The following is a 24,118-nucleotide window of genomic DNA, read 5'->3' as shown; positions in this document are numbered from 1 at the left end:
TCCCGGCGCAGATTGACGCGTACGGAATCACCGTCATGAGTCATGAGGAGGACGAGCGTGAACGCAGAAGATCGCGGGCCCAGCCGCAGGACCGTGGTGGCGGTCACCGCCCTGGCCGGCGCCGGTGCCGCCGTCGCCGCCCCGTCCGCAGCGTTCGCCGGGACCCGCGCCGAGACCGTTCTGCGCTCGCGCGACCTCGACGTACGCGTCGACAGCGGATTCCCGCGCATCGTCTCGTACACCGATCGGGCGACGGGTGCCGTGCTCCACGGCCAGGAGGATCCGGTCACCTCCGTGCGGATCGACTCCGTCGACCGCACCCCGGAGAAGGTGACCGCCAGAGCCCGCCGCGACCGGGTCGCCTACACCCTCGTCCTCGGTCCGACCGAGATCGACATCGAGATCAGGGTGGACGGCCGCCAGGTCCACTGGCGGGTCACCCGGATCGCCGACACCGCCGCCCTGCGCGTCGGCACCCTGGAGATACCCGGACTCGCCCTGCTCTCGGTCCGGAGCGACCAGCCCGGCGCGACCCTGCACGCCGCCCGCATCCACCTCGACAAGGCGGCCAGCGGCGACACCCTGATCCGGCTCACCCCGGCGACGCCCGCCGAGGCGAACCCGACGGGCTGCGCCTACGCCGTCGTCGCCCACGACCGGCTCGGCGGCGCGATCGAGACCAACACGATCTGGGACAAGCCGACCGGCGGTGCCACCTGGGACAACGGCCGACTCTGGCGCCAGACGATCGTGAAGGACGGCACCGGGGGCTACGTCAAGGCCCAGCTCGTCCCCGGCCAGTGGACCCACCGGGCGGCGACCGCGCCCGTCGGCCAGGTCGAACCGCTCCCGTACGCCACCGTCATCATCACCGGCGACCGCAACGAGGACGGGGTGGTGGACTGGCAGGACGCGGCCATCGCCTTCCGGGACATCATGGTCGACCCGCTCGGCGCCGACGAACAGCATCTGCGGGTCGTCCCGCACATCCCGTTCAACTTCGCCTCACAGGCCACCAACCCGTTCCTCGCCACCCTCGATCAGGTGAAACGCATCTCGCTGGCGACCGACGGACTGCGGCAGTACACCCTCCTCAAGGGCTATCAGTCCGAGGGCCACGACTCCGCCCACCCCGACTACGCGGGCAACCACAACCAGCGCGCCGGCGGACTCGCCGACCTCAACAAACTGGTGCGCGAAGGCCGGAAGTGGGGCAGCGACTTCGGCGTCCACGTCAACGCCACCGAGTCGTACCCGGTCGCCAAGGCGTTCTCCGAGACCCTCGTGGACAAGAAGAACGAACAGTGGGACTGGCTGGACCAGTCCTACCGCATCGACCAGCGGCGCGATCTGGTCAGCGGGGACATCATCAAGCGCTTCGCCGATCTGCGGGCCGAGACCCACCCGGCGCTGAACATGCTCTACATCGACGTCTTCCGCGAGTCCGGCTGGACCTCGGACCGGCTCCAGCGCGCGCTGCGCGACCAGGGCTGGCAGATCACCACCGAATGGGGCCACGGACTGGAGCGCTCGTCGCTCTGGGCGCACTGGGCCAGTGAGACCGACTACGGCCCCGACTCGTCGCGCGGTATCAACTCGAAGCTCATCCGCTTCATCCGGAACCACCAGAAGGACGTCTTCGTCGACAAGTGGCCCACCCTGCTGGGCATCCCGCGCACCGGGAACTTCGAGGGCTGGGTCGGCAAGACCGACTGGAACGTCTTCTACCGGCTGATCTGGACGGAGTCGCTGCCCGCGAAGTACCTCCAGGCGCATCCGATCAAGCGCTGGACCGAGAACGAGATCACCTTCTTCGGCCCCACCTCCGTCTCCGACGCGGACGGCACCCGCCGGATCGTCACCGACGGACGGGTGGTGTACGAGGACGGGCGCTACCTCCTCCCCTGGGAGCCGCGCCGGGCGACCGACCCCGCGAAGCTGTACCACTACAACCCCAAGGGCGGCACCAGCACCTGGCGGCTGCCGCGCGGCTGGTGGAGCGAGTCCCGGCTCGCGCTGTACCGCCTCACCGACCAGGGCCGGGTACACGTCTCCGACCTGCGGGTACGCGCGGGCAAGGTCACCATCGACGCCGAGCCCGACCAGCCGTACGTGATCCACCGGGGCAGGGTCCGCGCGGTGGACGACCCCGAGTGGGGCGAGGGCACCCCGCTGCACGACCCCGGCTTCAACGCGGGCTCCCTGAACGGCTGGCAGGTCTCCGGACCGGCCTCCGTGGTCCTCAGCTCCCTCGGCGACTACGAACTGGTGATCGCGGCGGGCGCGGCGGCCTCGGTCGCCCAGCGCCTCGACCGCCTCCGGCCCGGCGGCTATGTGGCGTCCGTACAGGTCGAGGTCGGCGAGAACGCGGGCGACCGGCGCCGGGCGAGTCTGGAGGTCCGCACCTCCGACGGGGTCACCGCCGAGAACTGGACCGATATCTCCACGGCCGGCAACTACGTCGCCGCCGACCGCAAGCACGGCACCCGCTTCCAGCGGATGTTCACGTACTTCACCGTGCCCGATGGCGGCGGCCCGGTCACCATCGCCCTGCGCGCGGCGGCCGGTGACACCCGGGTCCGCTTCGACAACCTCCGCGTGGTCCCCGGCCGCCCCACCCGGAAGGCGGGCACGGTGGCGTACGAGGACTTCCAGCACGTCCCCCAGGGCTGGGGCGTCTTCGTCAAGGGCGACGCCGGCGGCGCGACCGACCCGCGCACCCATATCGCGCAGCGCCACGCCCCCTTCACCCAGCGCGGCTGGAACGGCAAGGCGATCGACGACGTCATCGACGGCACCGAATCGCTGAAGTCACGCGGCGAGAACGACGGGCTGGTCTACCGGACCGTCCAGCACCTGGTCCGCTTCGAACCGGGCAAGCGGTACCGGGTCTCCTTCCGGTACGAGAACGAGAACGCCGGACAGTACGCCTGGATCACCGGCGTCGACGCCCGCGAACTCACCCGGACCCCGATCCCGGTCGCGACGTCACCGACGGAGTGGACCCATGAGTTCACCGCGCCGGACGAGGGCGAGGCGTGGGTGGGCCTGCGGAAGACCGGGGCGGCCTGGAAGTCGGAGTTCGTGCTCGACGCGTTCGAGGTACGAGAGCTGTAACGGGAGCCGTCACGGGGGCAGCGCCCCGCGAAGCGGCGGGGGCGTACGGGAGCCAAGCCACCGGCCGGGGGGCCTGCCCACTCCAGCAGCCTCGCGCTGAAGCGTCCGTCCTCAATCGCCGGACGGGCTGAATTTCGGCTCCCCCGGGCGGTCTCGAATCAGCCTCTCCGGCGTTTGAGGAGCGGGGTTCGGGGCGGAGCCCCGCGAGGTGCCGAGACCTACGGGCAGCCGGGCAACGGGCGGGCTGTTCCGGCCGGGGGCCCGTACATCTCAAGCCCCTGTGCACGAGGGTCCGTCCTCAATCGCCGGACGGGCTGAGTTTCAGCTCCCGGACGGGCTGAATTTCGGCTCCCCCGGGCGGTCTCGAATCAGCCTCTCCGGCGTTTGAGGAGCGGGGTTCGGGGCGGAGCCCCGCGAGGTGCCGAGACCTACGGGCAGCCGGGCATCGGGCGAGCCGCTTCGGCGGGGGGGCCCGTACATCTCAAGCCCTTGTGCACGAGGGTCCGTCCTCAATCGCCGGAGGGGCTGAAATTTCAGCCCCTCCGGCGATTGAGGCGCGGGCGGGCCGGGGCCTCACCGCAGCCCCACCGCCCCGCCCGCGCCCTCCAGCTCCAGCACCCACATGTCGTTCGCGCCCTCCCGCAGCACCGGGCCCGGGACGAAGAGTTGTTCCTGCGGGCCCGCACCCCAGTAGCGGCCCAGACAGAAGCCGTTCACCCAGACGAAGCCACGCCCCCACCCCGGCAGTTCCAGCCAGGCGTCACCCGGTCCCGAGATCGTCATCGACGCCCGGTACAGGCCCGCCGAACCCTTGCCCACCGCCCCCGTACCGACCGGGCGGAACGGAACCCCCGCCACCGATTCCGGTGTGAAGGCCGCGATCCGCAGGCCCCGGGCGCGGACACCGTGCAGATACTGCCGCTCGTGGAACAGCCCGCCGGTGATCCCCTTCGGCTCGGCCACGCGCGGACCGTAGTTGACCCGCCCCAGCGACTCCACCCACAGCTCGACCTCGGCCGGGCCCGCCACCGGCTCCGGCAGGATCGGCTCCTCCTCGGTCAGCACGCCCACCGGACCGCCGTCCACGTACACCACCGCGCGGTCCCGCAGCCCCGAGACCCGCAGCGGGTACGGCCGCCGGGGGCCCGGGACGCACACCCGGTAGCGGACCAGCCCCCGGTCCACCCCCAGCTCCTCGAAGGTCGGCGGGGTCGGCGACGCGCGCTCCTCGTCACCGACGGCCTCGATCACCGCGTCCAGCGGCGCCCACCCGGACGGCTCCAGCCACAGCGGCACGGCCAGCGTCGGCGGGGCGGGCGGCGGATCGGGCAGCGGGCCGTCCGCGTACGGGGCGAGGACCTCCCGGAAGCGCCAGAACTTCTCCGTCGGCCGGCCCGCCTCGTCGATCGGGGCGTCGTAGTCGTACGACGTCACCGTCGGCTCCAGCGCGCGGTCCTGGAGCTCGCCCGCGCGATTCGCCCCCGCCCAGCCGCCGAAGTTCGTCCCGCCGTGCGCCATGTAGACATTGACCGACGCACCCTCCTCAAGGATCTCCCGCAGCGCGTCCGCCGCGTCCGCCGCCTCCCGTACGGAGTGCTCGTCACCCCAGTGATCGAACCAGCCGCACCAGAACTCCATGCACATCAGCGGCCCGGTCGGCCGGTGGCGGCGCAGGGTCGCGAACGCCTCCCGGGCGCCCGAGCCGAAGTTCACCGTCGCCAGGACGCCCGGCACCGAACCCCCGGTGAGCATGTGGTCCTCGGGCCCGTCCGACGTGAAGAGCGGCACCACCACCCCGGACGACCGCACCACCTCCACCAGCCACCGCAGATAGCCCTGGTCGCTGCCCCAACTGCCGTACTCGTTCTCGATCTGCACCATGATCACCGGGCCGCCCCGGTCGCACTGCCGCTCCACCACCTGCGGCAGCAGCCGCGCGAACCAGCCCTCGACCAGGGCGAGGTACTCCGGGTCACCCGTCCGCACCCGGGGGCCGAGCGGCCCGGTCAACCAGTGCGGCAGCCCGCCGTTCTCCCACTCGGCGCAGATGTACGGACCCGGGCGGACGATCGCCCGCAGACCGGCCGCCGCCACCGCGTCCAGGAACCGGCCGAGCGCCGCGACGTCCACGTACGCGCCAGGGGCGGGCTCATGCAGATTCCAGGGGACGTACGTGTCCACACAGTTGAGCCCCATCGCGCGCATCATCGCCAGCCGGTGGCCCCACTGCTCCTCCCGTACCCGGAAGTAGTGCAGCGCCCCCGAGAGCAGCCGCACCGGCCGCCCGTCCACCAGAAAATCCGTCTCACCCACACCGAAGTCCGCCATATCCCCACCCTTGTCCTCTGGCGGCGAACCGGTCCATGGACAAAGATCAGCGCTGTTTGGACACCTGGACGGCACACGTATCCCGAACACATATCCCGAGCGGGAGAGGGCGGCGGCGGATGTACCACACCTGGATGCGCTACTTCACTCCCGGTCCGGCCCACCACCGGCTCGGCCTGGTCTGCCTCGGCGTCGGACTCCAGCACGGCGCGCTGCCCACCATCGGCCCGCGCACCCTGGACCACCACGTCGCCGTCGTCGTCAGCTCCGGCAGCGGCTGGTACCGGACCCCCGACGGGGAGCGCGCCGACATCACCGGACCCGCCCTGATCTGGATCACCCCCGGCGTACCGCACCACTACGGGCCCGATCCCGGAGGCTGGGACGAGAGCTTCGTCGACTTCGCCGGACCCGCCACCGCCACCTACACCGAACTCGGCTACATCGAACCCGACCGGCCCGTCGTCCCGCTCTCCGACACGGCCGGACCGCGCGCCGCCATCGGCCGGATCGCCCGGGCCGCCCGGCGCGGCAACCCGCTCCTCGAAGTCGAGACCGGCGCCGCCGTCCATGAACTCCTCGTCGCCCTGCGCCGCGCCCGCGCCGACACCAACCCGGCCGGCGACCTCGTCCTCACCGCGCTCGCCCGGGACGCCTTCCGCCCGATCTCCGTCGCCGAGCACGCCGCCCGCCACGGAATGACCCCCGCCGAGCTGCGCGCCGCCGTACGCCGGGGAGCCGGGTGCAGCCCCAAGGACTACCTGCTCTCGATCCGCCTCGGCCGCGCCAAGGAACTCCTCGCCGCCACCGAACTGCCCGTCGCCGCCGTCTCCCGCCGCGTCGGCTACGAGGACCCGGCCTACTTCTCCCGGCTCTTCACCCGCCGCGTCGGGGTCCCCCCGGTCCGCTTCCGGGAGCAGCAGGGCCGGGCGGTCCCCGGCGGCTGGAGCGACCGCGTCCCGGACCCCGAACACCCGCCGACGATCACCACCCCCGCCACGTAAGCTCGACGTCCATGACCACCAGCGACATCGACGCGAACGTACGGGCCGAGCTGGACAGGCTGCGGGGAAGCATCGACAACATCGACGCCGCCGTCGTCCATATGCTCGCCGAGCGCTTCAAGTGCACCCAGCAGGTCGGCCGGCTCAAGGCACAGCACAAGCTGCCCCCGGCCGACGCCGAGCGTGAGGCCCGGCAGATCGCCCGGCTGCGCCAGCTCGCCGAGAGCGCGCGACTCGACCCGGCGTTCGCCGAGAAGCTGCTCACCTTCATCATCGCCGAGGTGATCCGCCACCACGAGACCATCGCGGCCAACCCGGACGCCGCCGACGCGTAGCTTCCGTCCGGGTGGGGGCGGGCGGCCCCGGGGCGCCCGCGTGCGCTCAGAGCGGAACGGATACCCCGTGTGCAGGGCACGCCTCATCAGGCAGCATGGCTTCCATGTCCGTACTCACGCGCGACGAAGCGCAGAACCGAGCCCAGCTTCTCGACGTCCACCGGTACACGGTCGACCTGGACCTGACCTCATCGGGTACCTCGGACGCGCCGGGAGAAGAGACCTTCGGCTCCCGGTCCGTCATACACTTCACCGCTCGCGCGGACGGGGACACCTTCGTCGAGCTGAAGCCCGCCGCACTGCGCTCCGCCAGCCTGGACGGACAGCCGCTCGACCCCGGCACCCTCGCCGACAACCGCCTCCCCCTCCCCGGCCTCCGCGCCGGCGAGCATGAACTCCGGGTCGAGACGGAGATGCGGTACTCCCGCACCGGCGAGGGAATGCACCGCTTCACCGACCCCAGCGACGGTGAGACCTACGTCTACACCCAGCTCTTCATGGAGGACGTCCAGCGCGTCTTCGCCGCCTTCGACCAGCCCGATCTGAAGGCCGTACTCGAACTCTCGGTCAAGGCCCCCGACGGCTGGACCGTCCTCGGCAACGGCATCGCCACCCACCAGGGCGGCGGAGTGTGGACCTGCGCCCCCACCCCGCCGCTGGCCACCTACTTCATGGCCGTCGCCGCCGGACCCTGGCACTCGGTCCGCACCGAGCACGCCGGACTACCCTTCGGCATCCACTGTCGCCGCTCCCTCGCCCCGCACCTCGACGCGGACGCGGAGGAGATCCTGGAGATCACCCGGCAGTGCTTCGACCGCTTCCACGAGAAGTTCGAGGAGCCGTACCCGTTCGACTCGTACGACCAGGCGTTCGTCCCCGAGTTCAACGCGGGCGCGATGGAGAACCCCGGTCTCGTCACCTTCCGCGACGAGTACATCTTCCGCTCGGCCGTCACGGACACCGAACGGCAGAGCCGGGCCGTGACCATCGCGCACGAGATGGCCCATATGTGGTTCGGCGATCTGGTGACCCTCGCCTGGTGGGACGACATCTGGCTGAACGAGTCCTTCGCCGAGTACATGGGCTACCAGATCCTCACCGAGGCCACCCGCTTCACCGACACCTGGGTGGACTTCGCCGTCAACCGCAAGGGCTGGGGGTACGACGCCGACCAGCGCCCCTCCACCCACCCGGTCGCCCCCGATCCGGACGCCGTCCCCGACACCGCGTCCGCGATGCTCAACTTCGACGGCATCTCCTACGCCAAGGGCGCGTCCGCGCTGCGGCAGCTCGTGACCTGGATGGGCGAGAAGGACTTCCTCACCGGCATCAACACCCACTTCGCCCGGCACAAGTTCGGCAACGCCACCCTCGCCGACTTCATCGACTCCCTCGCCCAGGCCACCGACCGCGATGTGCACGCATGGGCCGAGTCCTGGCTGCGCACCACCGGCGTCGACACCCTCACCCCGGTCGTCACCGAGTCCCAGGGCACCTGGTCGCTCACCGTCGGCCGGCACGGCGAACGCCCGCACCGGATCGCCGTCGGCGCGTACGACACCGACCCGGTCGACCCCGACCGCGTCGTACCGCGCGACGGCTTCGAACTGGACGTCCCCGCCGCGGTCCCGGCGGGCGACCCGGCCGCCGACTCCCGGCCCGGCCGCCGCCCCGCGCTCCTCGTGCTCAACGACAACGACGCCACCTACGCCAAGGTCCGCCTCGACGCGGGCTCCTGGAAGACCGCCGTCCGGGTGCTGTCCCGGGTCCCCGACCCATTGACCCGCGCCGTCGTCTGGAACGCCGCCCGCGACATGGTCCGCGACGGGGAACTCGCCCCCACCGCCTACCTGGAGGCGGCCCGCGCCCATCTGCCGCGCGAATCGGACCTCGCGATCGCCCAGGGCGTCCTCGCCTTCGCGACCACCCAGATCGCCCACCGCTACGCGCCCGCCGACGAGCGGGCCGCCGCGCTCGGTGTCATCCGGGCCATCTGCCGCGATCTGCTGCGCCGCACGGAGGACGGCAGCGACCCCGGCCTGCGGCTCATAGCGGTCCGGTACTTCATCTCCGCGGCCGCGCAGCCGGAGCCGATCCAGGAGTGGCTCAACGACGAGACCGTGCCGGGCGGCCCGGAACTCGACCCGGAGCTGCGCTGGCGGATCCTCTACCGGCTCGCCGTCCTCGGCGCCACGGACGAACGCTCGATCGCGGCGGAACTCGTCCGCGACCCCAGCGCCACCGGCCAGGAGGGCGCGGCCCGCTGCCGCGCCGCACTGCCGTCGCCCGAGGCGAAGGAAGCCGCCTGGAAGCTGATGTTCACCGACGACTCCCTCTCCAACTACCTGTTCACCGCGGTGGCCCAGGGCTTCTGGCAGCCGGAGCAGGCCGACGTCGTACGGTCGTACCTCCCGCGCTTCTACCCGGAGGTGGTCGCCCTCTCCGCCCGCCGCGGCCCGGCCATCGCGGAAGCGGCCGGCCGCCACGCGTTCCCGCTGCACGCGGTGGACCCGGAGACCCTGGAGCTGGGCGAGGAGTGCCTCCGCTCCACGGAGATGATCCCGGCCCTGCGCCGTCGCCTGGCCGACCAACTGGACGACCTCCGCCGCGCCCTGACGGTCCGCACCGGCTGACCCCCTGAAGGGTCTGTCCTCAATCGCCGGACGGGCTGAATCAGCCTCGCCGGGCGGGCTGATTTTCGGCTTCCTCGGGCGGGCTTAAATCAGCCTCGCCGGCGTTTGAGGCGCGGGGTTCGGGGCGGAGCCCCGCGAAGCGGCCGAGACTGGCCGGAGGCCGGGCAGCGGGCGGGCTGCTCCGGCCGGGGGGCCCGTACATCTCAAGCCCCTGTGTACAAGGGTCCGTCCTCAATCGCCGGACGGGCTGAATCAGCCTCGCCGGACGGGCTGAATTTCAGCTCCCCCGGGCGGGCTCAAATCAGCCTCGCCGGCGTTTGAGGCGCGGGGTGCGGGGCGGAGCCCCGGGGGCGGTCGGGGCCAGGGACCGGGTGGGACCCCAATACCACCCCCGGGTCGGGCTCGTTGGACACCACGCCCACCCCATCCCACTCCGGGGTGAGCCCCCGCACCCGCCCGAAGGACCCGTATGACCACGCCCCCACCCCTCGCCGGAGGAACCGCCGGGCCCGACGCCCTGCGCCCGTTGATCGATCTCGTGCTCGGCGCCCTCCGGGAGGGCGCCGCCGACCGGGGCGGGCCGTTCCCCCCGGGCGGTCCCGACACCGTCGCCGCCGTCACGCGCCGCGCCGTCGAACCCGTACTGCCCGACCACGGCACCGGCACCGGAGAGGCCCTGCACCGGCTGGTGCGCGCGGTCGCGTACGGCGCCGCCGACCCCGCCGACCCCCGCTGCGCCGCCCATCTGCACACCCCGCCCCTCGCCCTCGCGGTCGCCGCCGATCTCGCCGCCGCCGCGCTCAATCCGTCCCTGGACTCCTGGGACCAGGCCCCGGCCGCCTCCGAGCTGGAGCGGACCGTCTGCGCGGTGCTCGCGGCCGAGGTCCACCCGGGTGCGGAGTCCCCGGACGCCCTGGTCACCACCGGCGGTACCGAGTCCAACCAGCTCGGACTGCTCACCGCCCGCGAGCGGCACGGCGCGATCCAGGTGCTCTGCGGCGCCGGCGCCCACCACTCCGTACGGCGCGCCGCCTGGCTCCTGGGACTGCCCGAGCCGGTCGCCGTCCCCGGCGCGGACGGCGGTCTGGACCCCGGCGCCCTCGACGAGGCCCTCACCGAGCTGCCGGGCCCACGTCTGGTGGTGGCCACCGCCGGCAGTACGGACACCGGCCGAATCGACCCGCTCCCCGCCATCGCCGACATCTGCGCCCGCCACCGCACCGAACTCCACATCGACGCCTCCTACGGCGGCGGGCTGCTCTTCAGCCCCACGCACCGGACCGCGCTCGCGGGCCTGGAGCGCGCCGACTCCGTCGCCCTCGACCTGCACAAAATCGGCTGGCAGCCGGTCGCGGCCGGGCTGTTCACCGTCGCCGACCGCGCCCGACTCGCGCCGCTCGGCCTCACCGCCGACTACCTCAACGCCGACGACGACACGGAGGCGGGCCTCCCGGATCTGCTCGGCCGCTCGCTGCGCACCACCCGGCGCCCCGACATCCTCAAGGTGGCGGTGACGCTCGGCGCGCTCGGCCGGGACGGTCTCGCGGCCCTCGTGGACCGTACGGTCGGCGTCGCGCGGCTCTTCGCCGAGCTGGTCGAGCGGCGCCCCCCGCTGGAGCTGTGGGAGCGGCCCACCCTCCCCACCGTGCTCTTCCGGCCCGTTGGCGCCACCGACGAGCGGGTCGCCACGATCCGCCGTGACCTGCTGACGGACGGCAGCGCGGTCCTGGGCCGGGCCCGCGCCGACGGCCGGCTCTGGTTGAAGGCGACGCTGCTCAACCCGTACGCCACCCCCGGCGACCTCGAAAAGCTGATCGACCTCGTGGAAGGCAGTACCCACCGATGACCGCCATGCCCGTTTCCGACCTCGACCGGCCCCATGACCTCGTGGGCATCGGCATCGGCCCGTTCAACCTCTCCCTCGCCGCGCTCGCCGACGGTGTCCCCGGCGGTGTTGACGCCGCCTTCTTCGAGCAGCGCCCCCGATTCAGTTGGCACCCGGGCCTGATGATCGAGGGCACCACCCTCCAGGTGCCCTTCCTCGCCGATCTGGTGACCCTCGCGGACCCGGCCAGCCCCTGGAGCTTCCTCAGCTATCTGCGCTTCCGTGAGCGGCTCTTCCCCTTCTACTTCGCGGAGAAGTTCCACATCCACCGCGCCGAGTACGACGCCTACTGCCGCTGGGTCGGCGACAATCTGCCGGGGCTGCACTTCGGCCACCAGATCGACGCCGTCCGCTGGAACCCGGAACGCGCCCTGTTCGAGGTCGACTTCACCCAGCTCGACGCGGAGGGCGAGGCCGAGGCGCTCGGCCGTACCTACGCCCGGAACATCGTCCTCGGCGTGGGCACCGAGCCGTACGTCCCCGAACCGCTGCGGCCCCTCGCCGACGCCCCGGCCGTCCCAGTGATCCACTCGGCCGACTATCTCGACCACCGGGAGCGGCTACTGGCCGCCGAGCACATCACGGTCGTCGGATCGGGGCAGTCGGGCGCGGAGATCTTCCTCGATCTGCTGCGGGCCCGCCCGGCCGGCGCCGAGCGGCTGCACTGGCTCGGCCGTACGGAGGCGTTCGCGCCGATGGAGTACTCCAAGCTCGGCCTGGAGCACTTCACGCCCGACTACACCCGCTACTTCCACGCCCTGCCCGAGCAGACCCGTGACCGGCTCGTCCCGCGCCAGTGGCAGCTCCACAAGGGCATCGACGCCGCCACCATCGCCGCGATCCACGACGAGCTGTACCGTCGCAGCCTGCACGGCGGCTGGCCCGACGCGGTCCTCACCCCCGGCGTCGGGGTCCGTACCGCCGGCCGGGTCGCCACCACCCGGGTCGAACTCCACCTGGAACACCTCCAGCAGGGCACCCGCTCCCGGCTGACGACCGACGCCGTCGTCCTCGCCACCGGCTACCGGGAGCGCCCGGTCGGCCGGATGCTCGCCGGCCTCGACCCGTATCTGCGCCGTGACTCCTCCGGGCGGTCGCGGATCGACAGCGAGTTCCGGATGGTCCTGGACGAATCGGTGACCGGCTCGGTGTACGTACAGAACGCCGAGACCCACCACCACGGCGTCGGCGCCCCCGATCTCGGCCTGGCCGCCTGGCGCGGGGCGAGCATCCTCAACTCGCTGACCGGCACGGAGCCCTATCCGATGCCCCGGCGCACCGCCTTCACCAGCTTCGGCCTGGAGCAGCGCGAGGCGCCCCGGATCCCCGGGCAGACGATCCGGTTGACCCCACTGGTCCAGGGCATCTGAGACGGCGTCCGAGCGGCCGGACCTGTCACGCGCCGCTCGGACACCCCTGTCACCTGTGTCACTTGTGTCAGCCGAGTCACCTGTGTCAGTCGGGTCGGCCGCGAGCCGCTGGGACGCCCGTGTCCGCCGGCTCGGCCGGGTCCGCTGCGAGCCGCTGGGACACCCCTGTCACCCGGCTCAGCCGGGTCCGCCGCGCGGGATGGGAGAGTGTCCCCAGGCCCTGTCCGGACCTGGGTCAGCCGCCCCGCCCGGACCCCATGCCGTACGAGGGAGTCTCCCGTGACCACCGACGCGTCCACCACCGCCGCCCCCTATGGAACGCCCGAGACACCCCGGGTCGCCGTGCGCGGCGAGGCCCGGCTGGAGTTCGATCCGGAGATCGCCCGGATCGGGGTCGTGGTCAGCGCGCGCGGCACCGACCGGCGCGGCGCGCTCGACGATCTCACCCGCCGCAACTCCGCCGTCCTGGACCTGATCAAGTCGTACGGGGAGCCGGTGGAGAAGCTGGAGACGGGGGCGTTCTCCATCACCCCCGAGCTGACCCGGCACGGCCGGGGCGAGCGGGTCCGCTCGTACCACGGGCGGGTCCACATCACCGCCGAGCTGTCCGACTTCACCACCCTCGGCGAGCTGACCACCCGGCTCGCCGATCTGGAGCTGACCCGCGTCGACGGCCCCTGGTGGGCGCTGCGCCCCGATTCACCCGCCCATGGGGAGGCCCGTCGGCAGGCGGTGCTTGAGGCCGTGCAGCGGGCCCGTGAGTACGCCGACGCGCTGGGCGCCCGGCTCTCGGCCCTGGTCGAGCTGGCGGATCTGGGGGCGGAGAGCGCCACCCCGTACGACGTCGGGGCGCCCGGCGGTGCCATGCGGATGGCGGCGTTCGCCAGCGCCGCCCCCGAATCGGCGCCGGCGCTCGATCTGGAGCCCCAGCGCCAGACGGTCTACGCACAGGTCAACGCCCGCTTCACGATGACCCCGCCGGTGTTGTGAGAGTCGGGCGGGGGAGGGGCTTCCGGGAAATCCCGAGAATGCTCATCAGAGCGCCCTCGTGCACAATTCAACACTTGTCAACAACCCTTCACCCAAAGGTTGTTGAGTAGTCATACTCGGCCAATTCTCTACCGGTCGGTAAGACATAGGCTCAAACCATGCGCCGAGCAAAAATCGTCTGTACTTTGGGCCCAGCCACCGACTCGTACGACCAGATCAAGGCACTGGTCGAGGCCGGAATGGATGTCGCCCGCTTCAATCTCAGCCACGGCATCCACGCCGATCACGAGGAGCGCTACGCGCGCGTACGGAAGGCGTCCGACGAGACGGGCCGCAGTGTCGGGGTCCTGGCCGACCTACAGGGCCCGAAGATCCGGCTCGGGCGTTTCCGCGAGGGTCCCGTACTCCTGGAGCGCGGTGATGAATTCACCATCACCGTCGAGGAGACCGAGGGGGACCGCGAGATCTGCGGCACCACCTACGCGGGTCTCGCGGGCGACGTCAGCGTCGGTGAGCGCATCCTCGTGGACGACGGCAAGGTCTCCCTGGAGGTGACCGGTGTCGACGGCCCCCGGGTCCGCACCGTCGTCATCGAGGGCGGCATGGTCTCCGACCACAAGGGGCTGAATCTGCCCGGCGTCGCCGTCTCCGTCCCCGCCCTCTCCGAGAAGGACATAGACGACCTCCGATGGGCGCTGCGGATCGGCGCGGACATCGTCGCGCTCTCCTTCGTGCGGAGTGGCCGGGACATCGAGGACGTGCACCGCGTGATGGACGAGGAGGGGCGCCGGGTCCCCGTCATCGCCAAGGTGGAGAAGCCGCAGGCGGTCGAGAACATCGACGACATCGTTGCCGCCTTCGACGGGATCATGGTCGCCCGGGGTGACCTCGGCGTCGAAATGCCCCTGGAGCAGGTGCCGATCGTCCAGAAGCGCGCGATCAAGCTGGCGCGGCGCAACGCCAAGCCGGTCATCGTCGCCACCCAGATGCTGGACTCGATGATCGACAACTCCCGCCCCACGCGTGCCGAGGCGTCCGATGTCGCCAACGCGGTCATCGACGGCACCGACGCGGTGATGCTGTCGGGCGAGACCAGTGTCGGGAAGTTCCCCGTGGAAACGGTGCGGACGATGAGCCGCATCGTGGAGGCCGCCGAGGAGGAGGTGCTCACCAAGGGGCTGCCGCCGCTGACCGAGCGCAGCAAGCCCCGGACCCAGGGCGGCGCGGTGGCCCGCGCGGCGGCCGAGATGGGTGACTTCCTCGGCGCGAAGTTCCTGGTGGCCTTCACCCAGTCCGGTGACACGGTCCGGCGGCTCTCCCGCTACCGCTCGCCGATCCCGCTGCTGGCCTTCACGCCCGATCCGGCCACCCGGTCGCAGCTCAATCTCACCTGGGGCGTGGAGACGTTCCTAGGCCCGCATGTGGAGTCCACGGACGCCATGGTCGCCCAGGTCGACGAGGAGCTGTTGAAGATCGGTCGCTGTGATCAGGGCGACATTGTGGTGATCACCGCGGGGTCGCCGCCCGGAGTGCCGGGTTCCACCAATTTGGTCCGGGTCCATCACATCGGCGAGGACGACAGCCCCCGCTGAAAGCACTAAGGCCCCTCCGCGGAGGGGCCTTAGTCGTGACCTTGGAAATATAGGTAAAGTACCCCGGGTGGGATTCGAACCCACGCTGGATGGTGTTTGAGACCATTGCCTCTACCGCTGGGCTACCGGGGCTCCCTTGGAAACAAAGGATAGCGAACACCCTTCGTGCCCCAACCATACAGGAGCTGGGTAGGCTCATGGGGAGCACCCTGCCTTGGAATGAGGAGTCCCGTGACCGCCCCCGACTCGCCCGAGCCCATCGCCGACGACGACGCGTCGCACATCCCGCCGCTGACCACCCGCGTCGTGATCGCCGAGGACGAGGCCCTCATCCGGCTCGACCTCAAAGAGATGCTGGAAGAAGAGGGCTACTCGGTCGTCGGCGAGGCCGGCGACGGCCAGCGGGCCGTTGAACTCGCCCGTGAGCACCGGCCCGACCTGGTCATCCTCGATGTGAAGATGCCGATCCTGGACGGCATCTCGGCGGCCGAGAAGATCGCCGAGGAATCCATCGCACCGGTCCTGATGCTGACCGCGTTCTCCCAGCGCGACCTGGTCGAACGGGCCAGGGACGCCGGGGCGATGGCCTATCTCGTCAAGCCGTTCAGCAAGACCGATGTGGTGCCCGCCATCGAGATGGCCGTCTCCCGCTTCACCGAGCTGAAGGCGCTGGAGAAGGAGGTCGCGGACCTCTCGCAGCGGCTGGAGACCCGCAAGCTGGTGGACCGCGCCAAGAGCGTGCTCCAGACGGAGTACGGGCTCAATGAGCCGGCCGCGTTCCGCTGGATCCAGAAGACCTCGATGGATCGGCGGATGTCGATGCAGCAGGTCGCGGAGGCGGTCATCGAGGACTCGGAGGAGAAGAAGGCGGCCAAGGGGCAGTAGCCCCCCGCAGCCCCCGTAGCTCCGCCCGTCCGTCCCCCACTCCGCGCCGTACGACCCCCCGCCGGGGGGACCCGCGCCGGATGATCCCCGTACGACCGCTGTACGGGACGGACGCCACGCGCCCCCTTCCCGTACGGCCCGGGCAACTCGTACGGCCCCCGGGCGACCCGTACGACTCAATACGGACCGTCGACCCGCACGGCATGGCATACGCGACAGGGCCCGCCCCCCTTCCCGGGGTGCGGGCCCTGTCGCTGTGGTGTCGCGGTCGTGTCGTACGGGGGCGGGGGTCAGTCCTCGCCCAGATACGCCTTGCGCACCGACTCGTCGTGCAGCAGATCCCGGCCCGTGCCGGAGAGCGCGATCGTGCCGATCTCCATCACATGCCCCTGGTCCGCGAGCGACAGCGCGGCCTGGGCGTTCTGCTCGACCAGCAGGATCGTGGTGCCCTGGGAGCGCAGCTCGACGATCGTCGCCATGATCTTCTGCATCATGATCGGCGAGAGCCCCATGGACGGCTCGTCCAGCATCAGCAGCTTCGGCCGGGACATCAGCGCCCGTCCCATCGCCAGCATCTGCTGCTCACCGCCCGAGAGCGTGCCCGCCGCCTGCTTCCTGCGCTCCCCCAGGATGGGGAAGAGATCGTAGGCGCGCTGGATGTCCTGGTTGATGCCGTCCTGGTCCTTGCGGAGGAAGGCACCGAGCCGGAGATTGTCCTCGATGGACATCCGGGGGAAGATATGCCGCCCCTCGGGGGAGTGCGCGAGGCCCAGCGAGACGATCTGGTGCGCCGGGACCTTCCGCAGGGACCTCCCGTTGAACCGGATCTGGCCGCCGAGCGGTTTGATCAGGCCCGAGATGGTGCGCAGCGTCGTCGTCTTGCCCGCGCCGTTGGTGCCGATGAGGGTGACGACCTCGCCCGCGTCGACCGTGAACGAGATGCCCTTGACGGCCTCGATCTTGCCGTAGGCGACCCGCAGGTCCTCGACCTCCAGAAGTGCGGCCATCAGTCGGTCTCCTTTCCGGCCTCGGCCGCCTCGACCTCGGCCACTTCCTCGGCGCCGGGCGCTCCTTCGAACGGCTCGCCGAGATAGGCGGCGATGACCCGATCGTCGCCCTGCACGGTCGCGCTGTCGCCCTCGACCAGCTTCTCGCCCTGCACGAGTACGGCGACCCGGTCACAGAGGTTGAAGATGAACCGCATGTCGTGCTCGATGACGAGGACGGCGATGCCCATGTCCCGGATGGCGAAGACGAGTTCCTCGGTGGTCCGGGTCTCCTGCGGGTTCATGCCGGCCGTCGGTTCGTCCAGCAGCAGCAGCCCCGGTTCGCTCGCCAGCGCGCGGGCGATCTCCAGCTTGCGCTGCTCCCCGTACGGCAGGTTGCGGGAGAGGTGCTCGGCCTTCGCGGCGAGGCCGACGAACTCCAGCAACTCCATGGCACGGGCCCTGGAGGCCGCCTCCGCCCGGTGGAAGCCGGGGCCGCGGACCAGGGCCGACCAGAGCCCTTCCTTGGTCCGGGTATGCCGTCCGACCAGCACATTCTCCAGAACGGTCATATTGGCGAAGAGCCGGATGTTCTGGAAGGTGCGCGCGATACCGGCCGCAGTGACCTTGAAGGACTTGGCCGGCAGGACCGTGCCCTTGTACCGGACCGCGCCCTCCGTCGGTACATAGAGGCCGGTGAGGCAGTTGAAGAAGGTGGTCTTCCCGGCGCCGTTGGGGCCGATGAGACCGACGATCTCACCGCTGTTCACGGTGAGGTCGACGTTGTTCACGGCGACGAGGCCGCCGAACCTCATGGTGACGCCGGTCGCCTCAAGGACCGGTTCGCCCGTGGTGATGATGTCAGTGGTCATGGCTCAGGCCCCTGTCTTACCGAGGACTACGGGCGCCTGCTCCGCCTCGTGGAACTCCAACTGCCGGCGCCGGTTCGGGATCAGCCCCTCCGGCCGGAAGCGCATCAGGAGCACCAGTGCGAGACCGAAGGCGAGGAGCTGGTAGTCGCCGAGGAACTGGAGCTTCGCCGGGATCAGATAGAGCAGCGCGGCGCCGACGAGAGGTCCGCTGATGGTGCCCATGCCGCCGAGGACCACCGCGGCCAGCAGGAACGCCGAGTTGGGCGGGACGACATGCGCGAACTGGTACTGCTCCGGAGTCACGGTGTAGGTGACATGGGCCTGCACGGTGCCCGCGAGTCCGGCCAGCGCCGCGCCGAGGGCGAAGGCGATGAGCTTGACCCGGAACCCGTTGATGCCCATGGCCAGGGCCGCGGTCTCGTCCTCGCGGATCGCGATCCAGGCCCGGCCGATTCGGGAGTCCCCACTGCGCCGGAAGACCACCACCACGATCAGGGTGATCAGCAGCATCAGGAAGAAGTAGTTCGCGAACCGGCCGATCGTGAAGCCGAAGATGCTGTGCTCGACACCGAAGTCGAAACCGAACATCTTCAGGTTCGGGATCGAGGAGATGCCGTTGGACCCGTTGGTGATGTCCGGCCCCGAGGTGCCGTCCATGTTGTTCACCGCGATCCGGAAGATCTCACCGAAGCCGAGGGTCACGATGGCGAGGTAGTCGCCGCGCAGCCGCAGGGTCGGCGCGCCGATCAGCACACCGAAGATCATGGAGGCGGTCGCGCCGACGAGGATCGCGCCCCAGAAGGGGAGATGGATGTCGAACGGCGACGACGGGGACCCGGAGACCATGGCCGCCGCGTAGGCGCCGACGCCGAGGAACGCGACGTAACCGAGGTCGAGCAGTCCGGCGAGGCCCACCACGATGTTCAACCCGAGGGCGACGGTGGCGAAGATCAGGATGTAGACCCCGATGGTCGCGTACTGGTCGTCCGACTGGGTGAAGGGGAACGCGGCTGCGGCGGCGAAGGCACCGGCCATCGTCACATTGCGGTGCCGCGAGGTGACGGTCGAGACCCGGGCCATCAGACCGGCCTTGGCGATGGCCGCGAAACCGAAGCCCGCGGTGATCAGGAAGCCGATGAACAACTCGTCGTACTCGGTGCCGATGCCGTAGGTGAAGACGGTCAGACCGATCGCGAGCGCCGCGATGATGATCAGGATCTCGGCGTACGAGGGGAGCTTGCGGGCGGGCCGCGAGCTGCCGGTGACGAACGCGGCCTTGAAGGTGGTGAGCGTGTTGCGGGCGCGCTGCCTGGCCTGGTCGAGCGCCGAGTCCTCCGGGTCCGGCGCCTCGTGCACGGGGTGCTCGAAGGGCAGGGCGAAGGCGCCGACGACGCCGATCAGGGTGGCGGCCCCGGCGACATAGGCGCCCGGTTCGAGATTGGCGAGCCCGCCGAGCTGGTCGGCTATCGCGATGATCGTGTACCAGGAGGTGACGAACCCGGCGAGCGAGGCGAGCCTGATCGCGCTGTCCGCACCGGCCGGGGTCAGCCAGCGCAGCCCCTTGACGTCGTACGAGGAGAGGCCGAACAGCGTGGTCAGCACGCCGGAGACGAGCACCAGCCACTGGAGGCCGCCGGGGTAGCCATAGACGGTGAGATCGCCGGGGAAGGCGGCCGTCCAGGTCCAGGCGAGGAACGCGGAGACGATGGTGAGCGCACCGCCGCCGGTCGCGAGCGCGCGGCCGATGTGCGGCGGGAGGGGGACGAGTCCCCGGAGCGCGGGGCCCTGGGGGTCCTTGGACGGCGTGACCGGGCGGTCCGGCGTGTCGGTCTGTGTGGTCATGGTGGTCACGCCCTGTCCGCGACACGCTCGCCCAGCAGGCCCTGCGGCCTGAGGAGGAGCACGAGGATGAGGAGTACGAACGCCCAGACATCGGCCCACGACTGGCCGCCGAACTGCTGCATACCTGGGATGTCACTGATGTAGGCGGTGGCCATCGTCTCGGAGAGGCCGAGCGCGAGACCGCCGAGCATGGCGCCGTAGATGTTGCCGATGCCGCCGAGCACGGCCGCGGTGAACGCCTTGAGGCCGAGGATGAAGCCCATCCGGAAGTTGATCTCGCCGTACTTGAGTCCGTACGCGACGGCTCCGACGGCGGCGAAGGCGGCGCCGAGGGCGAACGCGACCACGATGATCCGGTCGGTGTTGATGCCCATCAGCTTGGCCGTGTCCGGATCCTGTGCGGTGGCCTGCATCCCGCGTCCGGTGCGGGTCTTCATCACGAAGAAGGCGAGGATCCCCATGCAGATCGGGGCGGCGGCCAGCAGGAAGATGTCACCGGTCTGGATGGTGACATCACCGATGTGGAAGGGGCCCCCGGGGATCTCGGGGAACGTCCGGGAGGACTTCGCCTCGGGGTACCAGGCCCAGACCGCCTGCTGGAGCGCCAGCGACAGACCGATGGCGGTGATCAGCGGAGCGAGCCGTGGTGCACCGCGCAGCGGGCGATAGGCGAATCGTTCCGCTCCGACCGCGATGGTCGTGGCCACCACGATCGCGCCGATGAGCATCAGCGGAACGGCGAACCACATCGTGGTGTTGGAAGGGAGCATGAGCCAGACCGTGAGGGCACCGAAGCCACCGGTCATGAAGATCTCGCCATGGGCGAAGTTGATGAGCTGGACGATGCCATAGACCATGGTGTAGCCGATGGCGATGAGCCCGTACATGGATCCCAGTAGCAGGCCGTTGACCAGCTGTTGCGGCAGTTCGTGCACCGCAGGTCCTCCGAGTCTCGACGTCTTGCGACGGATGCGACTCCGCGCGGGGCGCTGTACCGATGCGCCCCGCGCGGCTGGTGGGTGAAGGGCTGGGGATCAGCCGGCGAAGGTGCCGGACTTGACCGCCTTCCAGGCGGTTCCCTCGTACTTGTAGACGGTGAGCTGCTTGTTGGTGGCGTCGCCGAACTCGTCGAAGGAGACCTTCCCGGTCACCCCCTCGAAGGACACGCCCGACATGGCCTCCAGGACCTTGGCGCGGGCGTCGTCGGGGAGCTTGCCGTCGTTGCCGTCGACGACCTTCTTGATGGCCTCGATGATCGACCAGGCGCTGTCGTACGAGTAGCCGCCGTATGCCTCGTACGCCTCCTTGTACCCGGCCTTCTTGTAGTTGGCCACGAACTCCTTGGCCGAGGGGAGGGTCTCGACCGGGGCGCCGACGGAGGTGGCGAGGTCGCCCACGCCCTCCTTGCCGGAGAGCTTGATGAAGTCGGCGCTGTAGATGCCGTCACCGCCGACGAGCGGGACGGCGTTGCCGGACTTCTTGATCTGCTTGCTCAGCGGGCCGGCGACCGGGTACTCGCCGCCGTAGTAGACGACATCGGCGCCACTGCTCTTGATCTTGGTGACGACGGCCGAGAAGTCCTTGGTGTCCGGGTTCACATGCTCTTCGCCGGCGACGCCGCCGCCGAGCTTGGTGAACTCCGCCTTGAAGGTGGCGGCCAGACCGGCGCCGTAGGTCTTCTTGTCGTCGATGACGAAGACCTTCTTCTTCTTGGCGTCGTTGAAGAGGTACTGCGCGGCGAACGGGCCCTGGATGGCGTCCGTGGTCGCGGTGCGGAAGTACGACTTGTACGGGCGTGCCTTGTCGCCGCCGTTCCACTTCTGCCCCTGGGTCAGAGCGGGGTTGGTGTTGGCGGGGGAGACCTGGACCAGCTTGGCGTCGTCGAAGACCTTCTGCATGGACTCCGCGACGGACGAGTTCAGCGGGCCGACCACGCCGAGGACGTTCTTGTCGGCCACGAACTTGGTGGCGTTCTGCTGGCCGGACGAGGGCTGGGCCTGGTCGTCCAGGGCCTCCACCTTGAAGGTGACACCCTTGATGAACTTCTTCTCGTTGGCCTGCCGGGCGGCGAGGTCGACCGAGTTCTTGATGCCCAGGCCGAGCGCCGACAGCTCACCGGTCAGCGGAGCGTCGATGCCGATGACGACCGTTTTGTCGTCGCCGCCCCCGGAGTCGTTGTTCTTGTCGTCGCGGGAGCCGCAGGCGGTGAGGGAGAGGGCTCCCGCGGTGAGCGCAGCCGTGATGGCTATGAGAGAACGTTGACGCACGATCAGTCCTTTCACCTGGCACGGCCGTCCCCCCTGGGACGCACCGAGTCGAGCGCGGGAACCGAACTGATGAGAAATCCGGTGGCGCGGTGACTGGCGGTGACTCTAAGCGGGTGAATACGGCTGGTGGAGTGGTCTGGCCAAGGCTGTGACGCTCTTGTTATGCCCTGGCGTAATACATAGCGGAACTTCGAGGGTGGAACGGGGGAATTCCATCCGTTTCGTGGTGTCCGCATGCTGAGAACGTGCAGGACCGTCCGGGGGTTTGAGTCCTGATGGATGATCTTGAGGGCAGGCGGCGCCAATTGCTCTGGCCAGGTCCCGGGCGTACTCGTCGCCGAGGATGTAGCTGTGTTCTTGTATTGCGCGCGTATTACGCAGCGTTACATCTAAAAAGGGGAGTCCGGCATTCCGTGCCGCTTTTTCGCAATCCGACACATGAATCATGACGAGTACCGTGCGCGGCTTTTCGGTGCTTACGGTGAAGGGGGGAGCGGGCACCGTGTCCACGCTCAGCGCCTCCGAGGTCTGGGTGAGCCGCTCAACCGTCACTGGGGGGCCGGAGGCCGTGGTGACCCGGACGGTGAAGTCGAAGGTCCCGGCCTCACCGTCGCTCTCCTCGTCACCGGTCGCGCCGCCGGGGAGGGTCGGGCCGCCGTAGGAGAGGTCGACCGTCTGCGCGGGCCAGGGGGTCGGGGTCGGCGGGGGCATGGCGGGCCGGGTGGCGTGGAGATAGGTCACCCCGACCGCGAGCGCGGCCGTGGCGGTGACGATCAGGGTCGTACGGCGATGACGGACGGGTATCGCCGCCAACGGGCCGCCCCGCGACCGGTGTCGACGGGGGGTCGCGTGCCGCATCGGCGCCGGTCGCGGGGCGGCGGCGACGGGTACGGGGTCGGAGCCGGGCTCCGGGAGAGCGCCCGCGGTCCAGGTGCCCTCGCCCGGCTCCACCGGGCCCACACCACTCACCGCCAGGGACCGCCGCTCGGTGTCCCGCCCCGATGGCGCTCATCGCACCGGTGGCGGGTCCGCTCGTCGATCACCTGCCGCGCGGCGGCCGGGCCGCGCGTCACGGTCGCGGACCGCCCGGCGGCCACCACGTCCAGCAGGATGTCGTTCTGTCCGCCCGACAGGCCCATTGCCTGGTAGTCGAGTTGGGAACCCGCGCCGCCGTCGAGCACCACCCGGGCCCAGTGCGAGATCAGCCTCTCGCAGAGCTCCACGGGGGAAGTCGTACGGGGGGAGGGGGTGGCGGTGCCGGTGGGTACGCCAGCGTGAGTGGTGCTGCCGGTGCTGCCGGTGCTGCTGGTGTTGCTGGTGTTGCCGGTGCGGGTGGCCGTCGGGCCGAGGTCGCCCCCGCACCCGGCGAGTGTGGTGCCGAGCGCGAGGGCGCACAGGACGAACGACCCACCCCGAAGGGGCGCCGGCGGCGATCCTAAGCTCATACCGTGAACGCTAGACCGCCGCCGCGGGGCGGGACAACGGGTCAGACGCCGGTGTCGCCCGGCCGGGCGTCCCGCAGCAGACAGGTCAACCGTGCCGTGCAGACCCGCTTGTCCTGCTCATCGGTGATCACCACTTCATAGGTGGCCGTCGAGCGGCCCCGGTGCACGGGGGTGGCGACCCCGGTGACCAGACCGGACCTGGCACCCCGGTGATGGGTGCAGTTGAGGTCGACGCCCACCGCGATCTTGGTGCTGCCGCCGTGCAGCATCGAGCCCACCGAGCCCAGCGTCTCCGCCAGCACGGCGGACGCGCCGCCGTGCAGCAGCCCGTACGGCTGGGTGTTGCCCTCCACGGGCATGGTGCCGACCACGCGCTCCGCCGACGCCTCCACGATCCGGATGCCCATCCGGGTGCCGAGGTCCCCGGCGGAGAAGAGCGCGGGCAGATCCACGCCCAGCGCGGCGTACTCGTCGATGACCTCCTGCGGGAACTTCACGGCTGTCTGCTCGCCCATGGGCCAGGCTCCGATCTGCGTGCGGTGAGTGCTGTGTGCACCGTCTTATCAG

18 protein-coding genes and 1 tRNA gene are annotated in these 24,118 nt (G+C 70.5%); 9 read left to right on the top strand and 10 right to left on the bottom strand.

What is annotated here, in order from left to right; genetic code table 11:
- Window positions 1-42: 42 nt before the first annotated feature.
- Window positions 43-3,117, top strand: a complete 3,075-nt coding sequence (locus ACH4S7_RS01040) for an endo-alpha-N-acetylgalactosaminidase family protein (protein WP_398518924.1) — start codon at window positions 43-45, stop codon at window positions 3,115-3,117.
- A 573-nt stretch (window positions 3,118-3,690) separates the two neighbouring features.
- Here ACH4S7_RS01040 and ACH4S7_RS01035 read toward each other — a convergent pair.
- The gene (locus ACH4S7_RS01035) at window positions 3,691-5,445 is read right to left on the bottom strand and encodes a beta-galactosidase family protein (protein ID WP_398518923.1); all 1,755 of its coding nucleotides are present in this window, start codon (window positions 5,443-5,445) and stop codon (window positions 3,691-3,693) included.
- A gap of 119 nt (window positions 5,446-5,564) precedes the next feature.
- Between ACH4S7_RS01035 and ACH4S7_RS01030 the strand changes: the two genes are divergently transcribed.
- The 7 genes from ACH4S7_RS01030 (at window position 5,565) to pyk (ending at window position 15,254) form a co-directional block, all read left to right on the top strand.
- Entirely contained in the window at window positions 5,565-6,449 is an 885-nt protein-coding gene (locus ACH4S7_RS01030; RefSeq protein ID WP_398518922.1) for a helix-turn-helix domain-containing protein, read from the top strand.
- 11 nt (window positions 6,450-6,460) lie between these two features.
- The gene (locus ACH4S7_RS01025; protein ID WP_398518921.1) at window positions 6,461-6,784 is read left to right on the top strand and encodes a chorismate mutase; all 324 of its coding nucleotides are present in this window, start codon (window positions 6,461-6,463) and stop codon (window positions 6,782-6,784) included.
- 104 nt (window positions 6,785-6,888) lie between these two features.
- On the top strand, window positions 6,889-9,417 hold the full coding sequence (gene pepN / locus ACH4S7_RS01020; protein WP_398518920.1) for an aminopeptidase N: 2,529 nt from the start codon (window positions 6,889-6,891) through the stop codon (window positions 9,415-9,417).
- Window positions 9,418-9,886: 469 nt separating this feature from the next.
- Window positions 9,887-11,263, top strand: a complete 1,377-nt coding sequence (locus tag ACH4S7_RS01015; protein WP_398518919.1) for a pyridoxal phosphate-dependent decarboxylase family protein — start codon at window positions 9,887-9,889, stop codon at window positions 11,261-11,263.
- The gene (locus ACH4S7_RS01010; RefSeq protein ID WP_398518918.1) at window positions 11,260-12,672 is read left to right on the top strand and encodes a lysine N(6)-hydroxylase/L-ornithine N(5)-oxygenase family protein; all 1,413 of its coding nucleotides are present in this window, start codon (window positions 11,260-11,262) and stop codon (window positions 12,670-12,672) included. The genes ACH4S7_RS01015 and ACH4S7_RS01010 overlap by 4 nt, the downstream gene beginning before the upstream one ends.
- Window positions 12,673-12,951: 279 nt before the next feature.
- Complete coding sequence (locus tag ACH4S7_RS01005) at window positions 12,952-13,662, top strand: SIMPL domain-containing protein (protein WP_398518917.1); 711 nt, start codon at window positions 12,952-12,954, stop codon at window positions 13,660-13,662.
- Between the two features lie 158 nt (window positions 13,663-13,820).
- Window positions 13,821-15,254 (top strand): pyruvate kinase, encoded by a 1,434-nt coding sequence (pyk, locus tag ACH4S7_RS01000; RefSeq protein ID WP_398518916.1) that lies wholly within the window; start codon window positions 13,821-13,823, stop codon window positions 15,252-15,254.
- 59 nt (window positions 15,255-15,313) lie between these two features.
- Here pyk and ACH4S7_RS00995 read toward each other — a convergent pair.
- Window positions 15,314-15,386 (bottom strand) — tRNA-Leu (locus ACH4S7_RS00995).
- A gap of 99 nt (window positions 15,387-15,485) precedes the next feature.
- Here ACH4S7_RS00995 and ACH4S7_RS00990 point away from each other — a divergent pair.
- Complete coding sequence (locus tag ACH4S7_RS00990) at window positions 15,486-16,139, top strand: ANTAR domain-containing response regulator (protein WP_398518915.1); 654 nt, start codon at window positions 15,486-15,488, stop codon at window positions 16,137-16,139.
- A gap of 290 nt (window positions 16,140-16,429) precedes the next feature.
- Here ACH4S7_RS00990 and ACH4S7_RS00985 read toward each other — a convergent pair whose 3' ends face one another.
- The 8 genes from ACH4S7_RS00985 to ACH4S7_RS00950 all read right to left on the bottom strand — a co-directional run bounded on the left by ACH4S7_RS00985 (window position 16,430) and on the right by ACH4S7_RS00950 (window position 24,066).
- Entirely contained in the window at window positions 16,430-17,146 is a 717-nt protein-coding gene (locus tag ACH4S7_RS00985; RefSeq protein ID WP_398518914.1) for an ABC transporter ATP-binding protein, read from the bottom strand.
- Entirely contained in the window at window positions 17,146-17,997 is an 852-nt protein-coding gene (locus ACH4S7_RS00980; RefSeq protein WP_398518913.1) for an ABC transporter ATP-binding protein, read from the bottom strand. Before ACH4S7_RS00980 ends, ACH4S7_RS00985 begins: the two co-directional genes overlap by 1 nt.
- Window positions 17,998-18,000: 3 nt before the next feature.
- A complete protein-coding gene (locus ACH4S7_RS00975) occupies window positions 18,001-19,839 on the bottom strand; it encodes a branched-chain amino acid ABC transporter permease (RefSeq protein WP_398518912.1) in 1,839 nt (612 codons plus the stop codon).
- Window positions 19,840-19,844: 5 nt separating this feature from the next.
- Window positions 19,845-20,774: a branched-chain amino acid ABC transporter permease gene (locus ACH4S7_RS00970; protein ID WP_398518911.1), complete on the bottom strand. Its 930-nt coding sequence runs from the start codon at window positions 20,772-20,774 to the stop codon at window positions 19,845-19,847.
- A gap of 99 nt (window positions 20,775-20,873) precedes the next feature.
- Complete coding sequence (locus ACH4S7_RS00965; protein WP_398518910.1) at window positions 20,874-22,106, bottom strand: branched-chain amino acid ABC transporter substrate-binding protein; 1,233 nt, start codon at window positions 22,104-22,106, stop codon at window positions 20,874-20,876.
- A 105-nt stretch (window positions 22,107-22,211) separates the two neighbouring features.
- The gene (locus ACH4S7_RS00960; RefSeq protein ID WP_398518909.1) at window positions 22,212-22,919 is read right to left on the bottom strand and encodes a Tat pathway signal sequence domain protein; all 708 of its coding nucleotides are present in this window, start codon (window positions 22,917-22,919) and stop codon (window positions 22,212-22,214) included.
- 152 nt (window positions 22,920-23,071) lie between these two features.
- Window positions 23,072-23,551, bottom strand: coding sequence for a hypothetical protein (locus ACH4S7_RS00955; protein ID WP_398518908.1), 480 nt, complete (start codon window positions 23,549-23,551; stop codon window positions 23,072-23,074).
- Window positions 23,552-23,592: 41 nt separating this feature from the next.
- Complete coding sequence (locus tag ACH4S7_RS00950; protein ID WP_398518907.1) at window positions 23,593-24,066, bottom strand: PaaI family thioesterase; 474 nt, start codon at window positions 24,064-24,066, stop codon at window positions 23,593-23,595.
- Window positions 24,067-24,118 lie beyond the last annotated feature (52 nt).

It is taken from the genome of Streptomyces sp. NPDC020965 (genome assembly GCF_044333555.1).
Lineage (GTDB): Bacteria > Actinomycetota > Actinomycetes > Streptomycetales > Streptomycetaceae > Streptomyces.
This window is presented reverse-complemented; position numbering and strand designations above follow the sequence as displayed.

Excerpts from the sequence above, each read along its gene's own strand:
- ACH4S7_RS01040 (WP_398518924.1), top strand. The coding sequence starts at position 43 with ATGAGGAGGACGAGCGTGAACGCAGAAGATCGCGGGCCCAGCCGCAGG.
- ACH4S7_RS01035 (WP_398518923.1), bottom strand. The coding sequence starts at position 5,445 with ATGGCGGACTTCGGTGTGGGTGAGACGGATTTTCTGGTGGACGGGCGG.
- ACH4S7_RS01030 (WP_398518922.1), top strand. The coding sequence starts at position 5,565 with ATGTACCACACCTGGATGCGCTACTTCACTCCCGGTCCGGCCCACCAC.
- ACH4S7_RS01025 (WP_398518921.1), top strand. The coding sequence starts at position 6,461 with ATGACCACCAGCGACATCGACGCGAACGTACGGGCCGAGCTGGACAGG.
- pepN (WP_398518920.1), top strand. The coding sequence starts at position 6,889 with ATGTCCGTACTCACGCGCGACGAAGCGCAGAACCGAGCCCAGCTTCTC.
- ACH4S7_RS01015 (WP_398518919.1), top strand. The coding sequence starts at position 9,887 with ATGACCACGCCCCCACCCCTCGCCGGAGGAACCGCCGGGCCCGACGCC.
- ACH4S7_RS01010 (WP_398518918.1), top strand. The coding sequence starts at position 11,260 with ATGACCGCCATGCCCGTTTCCGACCTCGACCGGCCCCATGACCTCGTG.
- pyk (WP_398518916.1), top strand. The coding sequence starts at position 13,821 with ATGCGCCGAGCAAAAATCGTCTGTACTTTGGGCCCAGCCACCGACTCG.
- ACH4S7_RS00985 (WP_398518914.1), bottom strand. The coding sequence starts at position 17,146 with ATGGCCGCACTTCTGGAGGTCGAGGACCTGCGGGTCGCCTACGGCAAG.
- ACH4S7_RS00980 (WP_398518913.1), bottom strand. The coding sequence starts at position 17,997 with ATGACCACTGACATCATCACCACGGGCGAACCGGTCCTTGAGGCGACC.
- ACH4S7_RS00975 (WP_398518912.1), bottom strand. The coding sequence starts at position 19,839 with ATGACCACACAGACCGACACGCCGGACCGCCCGGTCACGCCGTCCAAG.
- ACH4S7_RS00955 (WP_398518908.1), bottom strand. The coding sequence starts at position 23,551 with ATGAGCTTAGGATCGCCGCCGGCGCCCCTTCGGGGTGGGTCGTTCGTC.
- ACH4S7_RS00950 (WP_398518907.1), bottom strand. The coding sequence starts at position 24,066 with ATGGGCGAGCAGACAGCCGTGAAGTTCCCGCAGGAGGTCATCGACGAG.